11 protein-coding genes are annotated in these 12,294 nt (G+C 63.9%); 6 read left to right on the top strand and 5 right to left on the bottom strand.

Annotation, left to right across the window (positions count from 1 at the left end; translation table 11 throughout):
- Nucleotides 1-91: 91 nt before the first annotated feature.
- Genes gatB through gatC form a run of 3 tightly spaced genes read right to left on the bottom strand, consistent with a single transcriptional unit; the run spans nt 92 to nt 3,457 of the window.
- A complete protein-coding gene (gene gatB, locus D9M09_RS01565) occupies nt 92-1,567 on the bottom strand; it encodes an Asp-tRNA(Asn)/Glu-tRNA(Gln) amidotransferase subunit GatB (protein WP_276208764.1) in 1,476 nt (491 codons plus the stop codon).
- A gap of 37 nt (nt 1,568-1,604) precedes the next feature.
- The gene (gene gatA, locus D9M09_RS01570) at nt 1,605-3,101 is read right to left on the bottom strand and encodes an Asp-tRNA(Asn)/Glu-tRNA(Gln) amidotransferase subunit GatA (protein ID WP_099409747.1); all 1,497 of its coding nucleotides are present in this window, start codon (nt 3,099-3,101) and stop codon (nt 1,605-1,607) included.
- A gap of 53 nt (nt 3,102-3,154) precedes the next feature.
- Nucleotides 3,155-3,457: an Asp-tRNA(Asn)/Glu-tRNA(Gln) amidotransferase subunit GatC gene (gene gatC / locus D9M09_RS01575; protein ID WP_070222787.1), complete on the bottom strand. Its 303-nt coding sequence runs from the start codon at nt 3,455-3,457 to the stop codon at nt 3,155-3,157.
- A gap of 351 nt (nt 3,458-3,808) precedes the next feature.
- Here gatC and D9M09_RS01580 point away from each other — a divergent pair, with 351 nt between their 5' ends.
- From D9M09_RS01580 to D9M09_RS01605, 6 genes are all read left to right on the top strand, one after another.
- Nucleotides 3,809-4,852: a rod shape-determining protein gene (locus tag D9M09_RS01580; RefSeq protein ID WP_010393186.1), complete on the top strand. Its 1,044-nt coding sequence runs from the start codon at nt 3,809-3,811 to the stop codon at nt 4,850-4,852.
- 108 nt (nt 4,853-4,960) lie between these two features.
- Nucleotides 4,961-6,022, top strand: coding sequence for a rod shape-determining protein MreC (gene mreC / locus D9M09_RS01585; protein ID WP_099409748.1), 1,062 nt, complete (start codon nt 4,961-4,963; stop codon nt 6,020-6,022).
- A complete protein-coding gene (gene mreD / locus D9M09_RS01590; protein WP_035824494.1) occupies nt 6,019-6,531 on the top strand; it encodes a rod shape-determining protein MreD in 513 nt (170 codons plus the stop codon). The genes mreC and mreD overlap by 4 nt, the downstream gene beginning before the upstream one ends.
- Before the next feature lie 12 nt (nt 6,532-6,543).
- Nucleotides 6,544-8,514, top strand: coding sequence for a penicillin-binding protein 2 (gene mrdA / locus D9M09_RS01595; RefSeq protein ID WP_121668429.1), 1,971 nt, complete (start codon nt 6,544-6,546; stop codon nt 8,512-8,514).
- Between the two features lie 8 nt (nt 8,515-8,522).
- A complete protein-coding gene (rodA, locus tag D9M09_RS01600; RefSeq protein WP_070222781.1) occupies nt 8,523-9,638 on the top strand; it encodes a rod shape-determining protein RodA in 1,116 nt (371 codons plus the stop codon).
- Nucleotides 9,638-10,690 carry a septal ring lytic transglycosylase RlpA family protein gene (locus D9M09_RS01605; RefSeq protein WP_070311062.1) on the top strand — a complete coding sequence of 351 codons (1,053 nt, stop codon included), beginning with the start codon at nt 9,638-9,640 and terminating at the stop codon, nt 10,688-10,690. Before rodA ends, D9M09_RS01605 begins: the two co-directional genes overlap by 1 nt.
- A gap of 160 nt (nt 10,691-10,850) precedes the next feature.
- Here the strand turns inward: D9M09_RS01605 and D9M09_RS01610 are convergent, their stop codons facing one another.
- Both D9M09_RS01610 and D9M09_RS01615 read right to left on the bottom strand, forming a co-directional pair.
- Entirely contained in the window at nt 10,851-11,540 is a 690-nt protein-coding gene (locus D9M09_RS01610) for an SPOR domain-containing protein (protein ID WP_121668430.1), read from the bottom strand.
- Nucleotides 11,534-12,292 (bottom strand): type III pantothenate kinase, encoded by a 759-nt coding sequence (locus D9M09_RS01615; protein WP_121668431.1) that lies wholly within the window; start codon nt 12,290-12,292, stop codon nt 11,534-11,536. The genes D9M09_RS01610 and D9M09_RS01615 overlap by 7 nt, the downstream gene beginning before the upstream one ends.
- Between the last annotated feature and the right edge of the window lie 2 nt (nt 12,293-12,294).

Genomic DNA, 12,294 nt, shown 5'->3' on the forward strand with positions numbered 1-12,294 from the left:
TGACATAAAAAGTAGACAAGCTTGTTTATGAGGAGATCCGACAGGCAAAAAAAAAGACGCCGCAGCGTCTTTTTTTTGGGGCGAGTGAAAATTATCCCGCCAGCTTGGCCTTCAGCAGTTCCGTCAGCTGGGCCGGGTTGGCCTTGCCCTTGGATGCCTTCATGGCCTGGCCGATCAGCGCGTTGATCGCCGCTTCCTTGCCGGCGCGGTACTGCTCCACCGACTTGGCGTTGGCCGCCAGTACTTCATCGACGATGGCTTCCAGCGCGCCCGAGTCCGAGATCTGCTTCAAGCCCTTGGCGTCGATGATGGCGTCGACCAGGTGCTCGTCGTCCGATTTCGCTTCCCACATGCCGGCGAAGACTTCCTTTGCCGCCTTGTTCGAGATCGTGCCGTCGGCGATGCGCTTGAGCATGGCGGCCAGCTGGGCGGCCGAGACGGGGGCGTCGTCCAGGTCCACGCCTTCGCGGTTCAGGGTCGACGAGACGTCGCCCATCAGCCAGTTGGCGGCGGCCTTGGCGTTTTCCTTGCCGGCCTTCTCGACCACGGCGACGAAGTAGGTCGCCATGGCTTTCGATTGCGTCAGCACCAGCGCATCGTAGTCCGGCAGTGCGTATTCGCTGATGAAGCGGGCGCGCATGGCGGCCGGCAGTTCCGGCATCGAGGCCTTGACCGTGTCGATCCACGCTTGCGAGATGACCAGCGGCGGCAGGTCCGGATCCGGGAAGTAGCGGTAATCCTGGGCGTCTTCCTTGCTGCGCATTTCGCGCGTTTCCTTGCGGTCCGGATCGTACAAACGCGTCGCTTGCACGACCTTGCCGCCGTCTTCGATCAGTTCGATCTGGCGGCGCACTTCGACGTGCACGGCTTCCTCGATGAAGCGGAAGGAGTTCAGGTTCTTGATCTCGCAGCGCGTGCCGAATTCCTTCTGGCCGACGGGGCGCACGGAAATGTTGACGTCGCAGCGGAACGAGCCTTCCTGCATGTTGCCGTCGCAAACGCCCAGCCACATGACCAGCGAGTGCAGCGCTTTGGCGTAAGCCACGGCTTCGGCGGCGCTGCGGATTTCCGGCTCCGAGACGATTTCCAGCAGCGGCGTGCCGGCGCGGTTCAAGTCGATGCCGCTCATGCCCGCATAGTCTTCGTGCAGGGATTTGCCGGCGTCTTCCTCCAGGTGGGCGCGTGTCAGGTTGACCGTCTTGGTGACGAATTCGCCATCCTTTTCATAGCCGAAGGTCAGGGCGCCGCCGATGACGACGGGGTCCTCGAACTGGCTGATCTGATAACCCTTGGGCGAATCGGGATAAAAATAGTTCTTGCGCGCGAAGACCGAGTGCGGCGCCACGGTGGCGCCCACGGCCAGGCCGAAGCGGATGGCGCGGTCGACGGCTTGCTTGTTCATCACCGGCAGCACGCCGGGCAGCGCCAGATCGACGGGGCTCGCCTGCGTGTTGGCTTCGGCGCCGTACTTGATCGGCGAACCGCTGAAAATTTTGGATTCGGTCGTGAGCTGCACGTGGTTCTCAAGACCGATGACGACTTCCCATTGCATAGTGTTCTCGCTTATTTTTTGGTGGCGCCGCCTGGGCGGCGCGATTTTTTTCTTAGATGCCGGCCGTTGCGTTGCCTGGAGCACGCGTATGCCAGTCCGTCACTTGCTGGAACTGGTGGGCCACGTTCAGCAGTTTGGCTTCGCCAAAATAATTGCCGATGATTTGCAGGCCGACGGGGCGCTTGCCATTCTTCTCGCCTGCACCGAAACCGCAAGGGATTGACATGCCGGGCAGGCCGGCCAGGCTGGTCGACAGGGTGTAGATGTCGGCCAGGTAGTTCGCCACCGGGTCGTCCGTCTTGTCGCCCAGGTCCCAGGCGACGGTCGGCGCGACGGGGCCCATGATGACGTCGCAGACGGCGTCCGGGCCATTCAGCACGGCGTCGAAATCCTGCGCGATCAGGCGGCGGATCTTTTGCGCCTTCAGATAGTAGGCGTCGTAGTAGCCATGGCACAGCACGTAGGTGCCGACCATGATGCGGCGCTGCACTTCCGGACCGAAGCCCTGGGCGCGCGACTTCTTGTACATGTCCTGCAAGTCCTTGTACTCGGCCGCGCGGTGGCCGTAGCGCACGCCGTCGTAGCGCGACAGGTTCGACGACGCTTCGGCCGGCGCGATCATGTAGTAGGCGGGAATCGACAAGGCCGTGTTGGGCAGCGAGATGTCGACCAGGGTGGCGCCCAGCTTTACATACTGCGCCAGCGCGCCGCGCACGGCCGCTTCCACGTCCTTGGCCAGGCCCTCGCCGAAGTACTCGCGCGGCACGCCGATGCGCAAGCCCGTCAACGGCTGGCCCAGTTCACGTGAAAAATCTTCCGCCACGCCGCCCTGTTCCGGCGACAGGCTGGTCGAGTCGCGTTCGTCGAAGCCGGCCATGGCGGTGAGCAGCAGGGCGCAGTCTTCGGCCGAGCGGGCCATCGGGCCGCCCTGGTCCAGCGACGAGGCAAAGGCGATCATGCCGAAGCGCGAGACGCGGCCATAGGTCGGCTTGATGCCGGTGATGCCGCAGAAGGCGGCCGGCTGGCGGATCGAGCCGCCCGTGTCGGTGCCGGTAGCCGCTGGCGTGAGGCCGGCGGCGACGGCGGCGGCCGAGCCGCCGGACGAGCCGCCCGGCACGGCTGTTTTATCCCACGGGTTCTGCACGGCGCCGAAGGCCGAGTTCTCGTTGCCGGAACCCATGGCGAATTCATCGCAGTTGACCTTGCCCAAAGTGACCATGCCGGCCGCCTGGAATTTTTCCACCACGGTGGCGTCAAACGGGCTGGCGTAGTTGGCCAGCATTTTCGAGCCGGCCGTCGTACGCCAGCCTTTCGTGACGAACAAGTCCTTGTGCGCGATCGGCACGCCCGTCAATGGCGTGGCCGTGCCGGCGGCGATACGCGCGTCGGCGTCGGCTGCTTGCGCCAGGGTCAGGGCACGGTCGACGTGCAGGAAGGCGTTCGAGTTGTCCGCTTCGATGCGGTCGAGGAAATGCGTCGCCAGTGCAACGGCGGAAATTTCCTTGTTCTGCAAAAGCGTGGACAGCTGTTTGATGGATTTTGTATGCATGGCGTTTCTATTGTGATATTCGGCAAGAAGGCGGGAACGGCGCAACGGCGTGTTTATTCGATAACCTTGGGAACGAGATAGAGTCCATCCTGTACCTTCGGCGCCACGGCCTGGTAGGCGTCGCGGCGATTCTGTTCCGTGGCGACGTCCTCGCGCAGGCGCAGGGCGATATTGTCCATGTGGGCGGCCAGCGGGTGGCTCAGGGGCGCCACGCCATCGGTATTGACGGCTTGCATTTGTTCTGCCAGTGCGAAAATCTTGTTCAATTGGGCCAAAGACGTGACGGCCTGGTCGTCGGCCATTTCAAGTTGGGCCAGGTGGGCGATGCGTTTTACGTCGGAGAGTGTCAGGGACATGGCGAATGGCGCGGAGTGCCGCGCATTAGTATTAAGTTGGCGTTTTGATAAAACGCGGGTATTTACTGCTATTTTGCTCACAAAAATCGAGGAATGCCGCGTAACTCGCGGCTGCAAGAGTCGCACTTTTCCATGGTTTTTGAGCAAATCGCATTCAAATTATAAGGTAGAATGGCGGGTTAATGCGTTGCCGGCGCTGATGGACCGCTGCCGCAGCATAGAAAAGATTGCGCAAGCGCCAAGCGAAACCCGAAAAAATCGCCTCCACGGATTTTCAGGGTGCCTGAAAGCGCCCGCTTTGAAACTCCCCATAAACAGCTTTTGCGCAGCTCGATGCGCTACAGGACACTCATGTTTGGTTTTTTACGCAGGTATATCTCCACCGATCTGGCCATTGACTTGGGCACGGCCAACACCCTTATTTATGTACGCGGCCTCGGTATCGTCCTGGACGAGCCATCCGTCGTCGCCATCCGCCAGGAAGGCGGTCCGAATGGCAAGAAGACCATTCAGGCAGTCGGCAAGGAAGCCAAGCAGATGCTGGGCAAAGTGCCGGGCAATATCGAAGCGATTCGTCCGATGAAAGATGGCGTGATCGCCGACTTCACCGTGACCGAGCAGATGCTCAAGCAATTCATCCGCATGGTGCATGACTCGAAATTCTTCCGTCCATCGCCGCGCATCATCATTTGCGTGCCGTGCGGTTCGACCCAGGTCGAACGCCGCGCGATCCGCGAATCGGCCCTGGGCGCCGGCGCCTCGCAGGTGTACCTGATCGAGGAACCGATGGCAGCGGCCATCGGCGCGGGCTTGCCCGTGTCGGAGGCGACCGGCTCGATGGTGGTCGACATCGGCGGCGGCACGACGGAAGTGGGCATCATCTCGCTCGGCGGCATGGTCTACAAGGGTTCCGTGCGCGTGGGCGGCGACAAGTTCGATGAAGCCATCGTCAACTACATCCGCCGCAACTACGGCATGCTGATCGGCGAACAGACGGCCGAAGCCATCAAGAAGGCCATCGGTTCGGCCTTCCCTGGTTCGGAAGTGAAGGAAATGGAAGTCAAGGGCCGCAACCTGTCCGAAGGCATCCCGCGTTCGTTCACCATTTCCAGCAACGAGATCCTCGAAGCGCTGACCGACCCGCTGAACAACATCGTCTCGGCCGTGAAAAACGCGCTGGAACAGACGCCGCCGGAACTGGGCGCCGACATCGCCGAAAAAGGCATGATGCTGACGGGCGGCGGCGCGCTGCTGCGCGACCTGGACCGCCTGCTGATGGAGGAAACCGGCCTGCCGGTGCTGGTGGCCGAGGACCCGCTCACCTGCGTGGTGCGCGGTTCCGGGATGGCACTGGAACGTATGGACAAGCTCGGCTCGATCTTCTCCTACGAATAATCTGACAGAAGGGCCGGAAACCATTCCGGCCTTTTTTTGGTTTTGGCGCCGGCGTCTGACCGGGGCCTGCACGTTGGCGCACTGCGCCTGGCCTGATTATTGGAAGTCATGGAATACAGTCCTCCGCCACTTTTCAAACAAGGCGCCTCCGCCCGCGTCAAGATGATGGTGTTCGCCGGCATTTCTATCGCCCTGCTGCTGGTCGATTCGCGCATGCACGCGCTGACGGCCGTGCGTCAGGCGGTCGGCACCGTGCTGTATCCGGTGCAGATGGCGGCCCTGGTGCCGCGCGACGTGGCGCTTGGCGTCGGCAACTACTTTTCTTCGCTGTCCGCCCTGGAAAAACAGGTGCGCGACCTGAAGCACGAACAGATCGCCTCGGCGCAGATCCTGCAGCAGGCGCAGCTTAATATCGTTGAAAACAACCACCTGCGCAAGCTGATGGAAGCGCGCGAGCGCGTGCCCGTCAAGACCATGATGGCCGAAGTGCTGTACGACACGCGCGATTCGGCCACGCGCAAGATCGTGCTCGATCGCGGCATCCAGCATGGCGTGGAACTGGGCCGCCCCGTGATCGACAACCTGGGTGTGGTGGGGCAGGTCACGCGCGTGTTCCCGTTCACCTCCGAAGTAACGCTCTTGACCGATGAAGAGCAGGCCATTCCCGTGCAGCTGCTGCGCAACGGTGTGCGCAGCGTGGCCATCGGCCGCGGCAAGTCGGGCACCATGGAGCTGCGCTTCACGGCCCCCAGCGCCGACATCCAGATCGGCGACATCGTCATTACCTCGGGCCTCGACGGCCTGTACCCGGCTGGCCTGGCCGTGGCGCGCGTGACCCTGGTCGAGCGCAATGCGCATGGCCCGTTCGGCCGCGTCGTGTGCCAGCCGCTGGCCGGTATCGAACGCAACACCCAGCTGCTCATCCTGATGACGTCGCCCGATATTCCGCCGCGCCCGCCCGCCGAAGATGTCAAGACGGGCCGCAAGATCGCCGGCAAGATGGCGCCGATCAAGGACCCGGCCAAGGAGCCTGCCGCCGCCGCGACAGCCCCCGCCGCGAAGCCGCCCGCCAGCGCCGCGCCGAAACCGGCGGCGCCGGCAGGACCTGCCGCAACGCCTGTAACAACGCCAGCACCTGCCGCCGTGCCACCGAAGGAAGCGACACGATGAACCGCCCGCATTACATCCTGCTGCCGGTCAGCCCCCTGTTCATCGGTTTTTCCCTGCTGTGCGCTTTTTTGCTGAATCTGCTGCCATGGGGCCAGTTTGTCGGCGTGCCCGATTTCGTCGCGCTGGTGCTGGTCTTCTGGGGCATCCACCAGCCGCGCAAGGTCGGCATCGGCGTTGCGTTCTTCATGGGCCTGATGATGGACGTGCACGATTCGACCCTGCTGGGCGAGAATGCCTTGGCGTATACCTTGCTGTCGTATTTCGCCATCATGATGCACCGGCGCGTGCTGTGGTTCCCCATCCTGACGCAGGCACTGCACGTGCTGCCGCTGCTGCTGCTGACGCAGGCGCTGCAATTGCTGACGCGGCTGATCGTCTCGGGCCGTTTCCCCGGCTGGCTCAATTTCATCGAGAGCTTCGTCGCCGTCGCCCTCTGGCCTTTCGTGACGTGGATCCTGCTGGCGCCGCAGCGCCGCGCCGTGGACCGCGACCATAACCGGCCGATCTGACGGGCGCCTGCCATGACCGAACTGAAAAATACCGAGCGCGAACTGCATTTTTTCCGCATGCGCCTGACCATCCTGGGCGCGCTCGTCTTCGTCTGCTTTTCGCTGCTGCTGGCGCGCTTCATCTGGCTGCAGGTGATCAAGCACGAGGACTACGCGACCAAGGCTGAGGACAACCGCATCGCCGTGGTGCCCATCGTGCCCACGCGCGGCCTGATCCTCGACCGCAACGGCGTGGTCCTGGCGCGCAATTACTCGGCCTACACGCTGGAAATCACGCCGTCGAAATTGAGCGCCAGCCTCGATTCCGTGATCGACGAGCTGTCGACCCTGGTGCAGATCGACGTCAAGGACCGCCGCCGCTTCAAGAAGCTGCTGGAAGAATCGAAGAACTTCGTCAGCGTGCCGCTGCGCACGCGCCTGACGGACGAGGAAGTGGCGCGCTTCACGGCGCAGCGTTTCCGCTTCCCCGGCGTGGAAGTGCAGGCGCGCCTGTTCCGCCAGTATCCGATGGGCGAGGTGGCCTCGCACGTGGTGGGCTTCATCGGCCGCATCAACCGCAATGAAGCCAAGGCGCTGGAAGAGGGCGAGGACGCGGCCAACTACAACGGCACCGACCATATCGGCAAGGAAGGCCTGGAAAAAAGCTACGAAAAGCAGCTGCATGGCACCACCGGCTACGAAGAAGTGGAAGTGTCGGCCGGCGGGCGCGCCATGCGCACCCTGTCGCGCACGGCGGCCACCCCCGGCAACAACCTGATCCTGTCGATCGACATCGAACTGCAGAAGGTGGTAGAGGAAGCGTTCGGCGAATGGCGCGGCGCGGCCGTGGCCATCGACCCGGCTACGGGCGACATCCTCGCCTACGTCTCCAAGCCAGGCTATGACCCCAACCTGTTCGTCGACGGCATCGACCAGCAAAGCTGGAACGAACTCAATACCTCGCTGGACCGGCCGATGGTCAACCGTCCCCTGTCCGGTACCTACGCGCCCGGTTCGACCTTCAAGCCCTTCATGGCGCTGGCCGCGCTGGAACTGGGCAAGCGCACGCCGAGCCAGTCGATTTCCGATCCCGGCTTCTTCATCCTCGGCGGCCACACCTTCCGCGACGACAAGGTGGGCGGCCATGGCACGGTGGACATGCACAAGTCCATCGTCGTCTCGTGCAACACCTATTACTATCAGCTGGGCCGTGACATGGGCATCGACGCCATCCACGACTTCATGAAGCCGTTCGGTTTCGGCCAGCTGACGGGCATCGACCTGAATAATGAAAAGACGGGCGTGCTGCCGTCGACGGAGTGGAAGCGCAACCGCTTCAAGACGCCGCAGCAGAAAAAATGGGTGGGCGGCGACACGATTTCGGTGAGTAACGGCTCCGGCTACAACTCCTACACGCCGCTGCAGATCGCCCACGCGACGGCCAACCTGGCCAATAACGGCGTGGTGATGAAGCCGCATCTGGTGAAGATCATCGAAGACGCGAGCACGCGTGCGCGCACCCTGACGGTACCGAAGGAAAGCTACCGCATCGCGCTCAAGCAGGAAAACATCGACATCATCAAGCGCGCTATGGTGGGCGTGACCAGCGAGCAGGGCGGTACGGCCGCGCGCATCTTCACCGGCGTGCAGTACACGGTGGGCGGCAAGACGGGCACGGCGCAGGTGGTCGGCATCAAGAAAAACGAGAAGTACAATGCCAAGCTGCTGGCCGAGCGCCTGCGCGACAACGCCCTGTTTACGGCCTTCGCGCCGGCCGACAAGCCGCGCATCGCGATCGCCATCGTGGTGGAAAACGCGGGCTTCGGCGCCGGCGTGGCCGCGCCGATCGCGCGCAAGGCGCTCGACTACTACCTGCTGGGCAAGCGCCCGAGCGACAAGGAAAAGGACACCACCAAGGTGCCCAAGGAAGATGTCGACGAAGTGCGCACCCTGGAAGAAATCACCGACGAGCAGGCCGCCCCGGCGCCGCCTGCCAGGCAATAAGGAAGCACATGCCCATTAACGAGAGGCGCTCGCTGTGGCGGCGCGCCAAACCCTACCTGGCGGTGTTCGATCCGCCGCTGATGATCATCATCCTGATGCTGCTGTGCACCAGCCTGCTGACCCTGTATTCGGCCAGCATCGGCATCCCCGGCAAGATCGAGGACCATCTGCGCAACATCATGCTGTGCTTTTTCGTCATGTGGGTGGCGGCCAACGTCACGCCGCAGATGATGATGCGCATCGCCGTGCCGGCGTACACGGTATCGGTGATCTTGCTGGTGGCCGTGGCGCTGTTCGGCACCATCAAGCTCGGTGCGCGGCGCTGGCTGCATATCGGCGTGATCGACATCCAGCCGTCCGAATTCCTGAAGATCGCCACGCCGCTGATGCTGGCCTGGTTCTTCCAGCATAATGCGGGCGCCCTGCGCTGGAAATCGTTCCTGATGGCGGCCGTGCTGCTGCTGGTGCCCGTCTACCTGATCGCGCGCCAGCCCGACCTGGGCACGGCGCTGCTGGTGGTGGCGGCCGGCTTTACCGTCATCTTCCTGGCCGGCCTGTCGTGGAAGGTGCTGGCCGGCTTGCTGATCACCTTTGTTTCCTGCCTGCCGATCGCCTGGTCGCACCTGCATGATTACCAGCGCGACCGCGTGATGATGCTGATCGACCCGACCAAGGACCCGCTGGGAAAGGGCTTCCATATCATCCAGTCCATCATCGCCATCGGGTCCGGCGGCATGACGGGCAAGGGCTGGACGCACGGCACGCAGGCCCACCTGGAATTCGTTCCGGAGCGCACCACCGACTTCATCTTCGCCGTGTATTCGGAGGAGTTCGGCCTGGTGGGTAATCTGATTCTGATGCTGATGTATTTACTGCTGGTGGGACGGGGGATGATGATCGCCGCCAACGCCCCCAGTTTTTTCACTCGCCTGCTGGCAGGAGCGATAACAATGATTTTCTTTACGTATGCGTTTGTCAACATGGGCATGGTCAGCGGCATCGTGCCGGTCGTCGGCGTTCCCCTTCCATTCCTCAGCTATGGCGGCACCGCGCTGCTGACCCTGGGCGTGGCCACCGGCATCCTGATGAGCATTCAGCGCCACCGCAAGCTGGTGCAGACCTGATGCGGGCGCCTGTCGATACCTTCGCCATGCGCGGGCTCAGCCTTGCCGCCTTGCTGACCCTGGCCGCCTGCGGCACCGCGCCGCACAAGCCCGCATCGAACAACGTGCCGCTGCCGTCGGGCGGCAAGGTCAAGGTGCCCGTGCGCCAGGATCCCACCTTGCCGGTATTGCCGGCGGCCGGCTCCGGGCGCGGCGGCTACTACAAGGATGACGGTCCGGGCGACAATCCGCCCGCCAACCTGCGCGACGTGCCCGATGCGGAAGTGCGCAACGAGCCGTATTCGACGCGCTCGAACCGCCCGTATGTCGTCTTCGGCAAGACGTACACGCCGATCACCGACAACGAGCCATTCAAGCAAAAGGGCACGGGCACCTGGTATGGCAAGAAATTCCATGGCCAGCGCACCTCGTCGGGTGAAATCTACGATATGTACAAGATGACGGCGGCCCATCCGACCTTGCCGATTCCATCGTATGCGCGCGTGACGAGCATCGACAGCGGCGAGCAGGTGATCGTGCGCATCAACGACCGCGGCCCGTTCCACGCCACGCGCGTGATCGACGTGTCGTACACGGCGGCGCTGAAACTGGGCTTTCTCGGCAAGGGCAGCCACCAGGTGGTCGTCGAACGCCTGCTGCCGGCCGATATCGATGCCATCCTGGCGGCCCGCGCGGCGCCCAAGCCGGTGCCGTCGGTGGTGGCCATTTCCATCGATACGCCGGCCGACAGCGAACCGGAAATGCGCGCCGTGGTGCAGCCTGAAATCACCGCGCTGTCAGCGGTCGATGCCACCGTGGCCGCGCCCGCGCCAGCGGCGCTGGCCACCGGCTTCTACCTGCAGCTGGGCGCCTATTCGCGTGCGGACAATGCGGAAGCGGGCCGCGCGCAACTGGCGCCGTATGCGCAAACGCTGGGCAATCTTGATGTGGTGCCGGCCGGCCCGTTGTTCCGCCTGTACGGCGGACCGTTCACGAGCCGCACCGATGCGGCGCGCGCGGCGGCCAGCCTGCCGGCGTCGGCGGGTGTCAAACCGATCGTCATTGAGAGATGAGCGTAGGTCGGATTAGCGTGCAAGCGCGTAATCCGACACCATGGTTGGCGTCGCTGGCGTTGTCGGATTACGCGCAAGCGCTAATCCGACCTACCTGGCTGAAGCACAGTGAGCATCGCAGGTTGCCTATGCCGGACGCGCAGTAGGTTTGGTCCGGCGCTTATTTACAGGAGCGCAGTTCCTGCTCGTCGAACTGCTTCGTGATCTCGGCCAGCCGCGCGCGCGTGGCGGCGTCGAGGTCGCGGAACTGGTAGGCGAATTGCTTGCTGGCGCTGTAGCGCGGCGCGACGCGGGCGCTGTGCACGCCCTGTTTGTTGAGCGATGCCAGCTGGCTTTGCGCGCTCGTTTCCGACTTGAATACGCCCAGTGAAATGCCCCAGCGCAGTGGGCTGTTTTCGTTCATGATGAAGTAATTCGTCACGCCCAGCTGCTTCAATTCGCCGGCCTTGCGGTCGGCGCCTTCCTTGCTGCCCTGCGGCGGGATGTACACCATGTAGCTGGAAATGTCCTGGCCGGCGACGTTGCGGCGCGATTGGCGGTCGCCCAGGCTCAGCGCGGCCACTTGCGCTTCGAAGCGGCGGCCATCGGCCAGCAGGAAATTGCCCACCTCCGTGCACGCATACGATGGCGGCGGCGCCGGCGTTTCTGCGGCGACCGGCGCAGGCGCTGTGGCCACGGCCGGTGCGGTCGCCTGCTCCTGCGTCAGCAAGGTGAGCTTGCCCGCCTGCAGCTGGTTTTTCAGGCGCGCCGGCTCGCGCGTCTCGCTGCGAAAACTGCCCAGATAACCCTGGCCGATGGCCAGCACCAGCAGGTTGACGCCGGCCAGCAGCCAGAAGACGAATTTCAGCATACGTGGTTTCCTTGTGTTCCTGCGGCCCCGGCGCGCGCGGCCGCCTGCAGGCCGATCATGACGATATTGTCGACCAGATGCAGCGGCACCGCCAGCGCCAGGGCCGGTGCGATGCGCAGTGCGGCGCCGCCCGACAGCAGGCAGGCGCTGGCGCCGTGCATGCGCACGGCCCGTTCGATGGCGCCCGCCTGCGCCGCCAGGCAGCCGGAGAGGATGGCGTCGTCCGTGTTGTCGGCAAAGCCGGCCGGCAGCACGGCGTCGCTGGCGATGTGCGGCAGCTGCGCCGTATTGCGCGCCAGCGAGCTGGCCATCAGTCCCAGTCCAGGCAAGATCATCCCGCCGAGAAAAACGCCGTCGGCCGTGATGGCGTCGATGGTGGTGGCGGTGCCGCAATTGGCGACGATGACGGCCTGGCCAGGCGCCAGCGCGTGCGCGCCGATGGCGGCGGCAAAGCGGTCGCAGCCCAGCTGCGACGGCGCGCGGTAGCCGTTCGTCAGTCCGGCCAGCTGCGGCAGCGAGACAAAGTCACGCGGCGCGACCGGCAGCATGGCGCGCAGGCGCGTGCCGATGACGGCGCCCGCCACGTTCGACAGCAGCGCTTCGCTGATGGCAAGAGTCGCCCAGTGCGCGGCCAGGGTCTCGATCTGCGCATGCGCGACGACGCCGCTGGCCAGCCAGCCGCCGGCCGCGCTGTCGGCGGCCACGAGCGCCCATTTGATGCGCGTATTGCCGGCGTCGATCAGCAGCAGCATGC

Origin of the sequence: Janthinobacterium agaricidamnosum (assembly GCF_003667705.1) — a bacterium.
In the GTDB taxonomy this organism is placed as follows: domain Bacteria; phylum Pseudomonadota; class Gammaproteobacteria; order Burkholderiales; family Burkholderiaceae_D; genus Janthinobacterium.

Bases quoted from the DNA above. Each gene is read 5' to 3' on its own strand.
- gatA (WP_099409747.1), bottom strand. From the start codon at position 3,101: ATGCATACAAAATCCATCAAACAGCTGTCCACGCTTTTGCAGAACAAG.
- gatC (WP_070222787.1), bottom strand. From the start codon at position 3,457: ATGTCCCTGACACTCTCCGACGTAAAACGCATCGCCCACCTGGCCCAA.
- D9M09_RS01580 (WP_010393186.1), top strand. From the start codon at position 3,809: ATGTTTGGTTTTTTACGCAGGTATATCTCCACCGATCTGGCCATTGAC.
- mreC (WP_099409748.1), top strand. From the start codon at position 4,961: ATGGAATACAGTCCTCCGCCACTTTTCAAACAAGGCGCCTCCGCCCGC.
- mreD (WP_035824494.1), top strand. From the start codon at position 6,019: ATGAACCGCCCGCATTACATCCTGCTGCCGGTCAGCCCCCTGTTCATC.
- mrdA (WP_121668429.1), top strand. From the start codon at position 6,544: ATGACCGAACTGAAAAATACCGAGCGCGAACTGCATTTTTTCCGCATG.
- rodA (WP_070222781.1), top strand. From the start codon at position 8,523: ATGCCCATTAACGAGAGGCGCTCGCTGTGGCGGCGCGCCAAACCCTAC.
- D9M09_RS01605 (WP_070311062.1), top strand. From the start codon at position 9,638: ATGCGGGCGCCTGTCGATACCTTCGCCATGCGCGGGCTCAGCCTTGCC.
- D9M09_RS01610 (WP_121668430.1), bottom strand. From the start codon at position 11,540: ATGCTGAAATTCGTCTTCTGGCTGCTGGCCGGCGTCAACCTGCTGGTG.
- D9M09_RS01615 (WP_121668431.1), bottom strand. From the start codon at position 12,292: ATGCTGCTGCTGATCGACGCCGGCAATACGCGCATCAAATGGGCGCTC.